The sequence below is a fragment of the Shewanella sp. 1180_01 genome (assembly GCF_052850535.1).
The window spans coordinates 1-1,169 of record NZ_VXCT01000146.1 but is presented as its reverse complement, the minus strand read 5'-3'; the positions used below and the strand labels follow the sequence as shown (position 1 = coordinate 1,169).

1 protein-coding gene is annotated in these 1,169 nt (G+C 50.8%); it reads right to left on the bottom strand.

The features are described 5' to 3' along the window. Nucleotides 1-119 precede the first annotated feature (119 nt). Nucleotides 120-1,079 carry an AAA family ATPase gene (locus FW758_RS24535; protein ID WP_263206595.1) on the bottom strand — a complete coding sequence of 320 codons (960 nt, stop codon included), beginning with the start codon at nucleotides 1,077-1,079 and terminating at the stop codon, nucleotides 120-122. Nucleotides 1,080-1,169: the final 90 nt, after the last annotated feature.

Below are 1,169 nucleotides of genomic sequence, written 5' to 3'. Positions count from 1 at the left end.
ACGCCACTGTGGATTACCTTCATACCGCGCAGTCTTAGGGCGCTAATCACATCGAATTTAGGGTTTTGGTGTCTCATGTCTTGCTCCTTGCTTATGCTTAAACGGGTTAGGTAACGGGGTTATTCCACGCCTTCGAGGTCTTTAAAGGCGGCGCGTAAATTGTTAACGCCAATGGCGCTATTGCTGCCGCTGGCCATCATGGCGGCGAGGCGTAGGGTTTGATTGAGCAGACGCAGCGCACCAGGGCGTTCTGATATTTGAGTCATCAAGGCGCGTTCGCTGTCGCCGTGAATGCCCCAAGCGGTGGCAATGGCGGTCACATCGTTTTTCTTGGCTTTATGAATGCCGACTTTTTTGGCGATACGGCTAAACAAACGGGCAAAATCTTCATTGCGGCGGCCACCTGTTAGCTGGGCATAAACGCGGTTATTACCAACCAGCACCATGCCGACTTGGGTTTGTTCCTGCAAAATGCGCAGTTCTTCGAGGGTGGCGTAATCCAAATGATCCGCCTCATCGATGATCACCAATCCACCCGTACCCATGAGACGGCGCTTAATGGCGCGAGCCAATGGGCCTTTGCGGCGCGGCGCATCGTCCATACCCAGCTCTAACGCCAACTCATACAAACATTCGCTGAGGCTGGATGCGCTGGGTGAAGCGGTGATCATCCACACGTTAGGGTTATCGTTGGCGTAGTGTTTAGCCGCTGTGGTTTTACCTACGCCCGAGGCACCAAATACCACGCTGATACACTCAGCTGCATGGGCATAGGCCAGTGCGGTATGGATTTGGTTTGCAGTTTGGGTTTGCACAAACTTAGGTGCGACAGGGTTTGTGGCGCGGTTCGTCTGCAGGGCAAGCCATGCGGTGAGCTTTTCTGTCACAGCAGTGCTATCACCGTTGTCATATTTGCCGTTTAAGTATTGGCTGATCACGCTAGTGCTGACGTCGATCTCTTTAGCCAATTTAGCTTGGGTGACTTTTTTGCCGTCGATCATCGCTTTTACTGCGTCGATAACCTGCTGCTGTTGGTCTGGTTTCACTTCTGATTGAGAAATACTGACAACCTTGTTCATGATATTTTTTCCTTTTCCATTTCGGGTAAGAGCTGATTAAGTTGGGTTTAAACGGGTGTTAAAGTCGGTTTTTATTTTTCTCGGCAAACA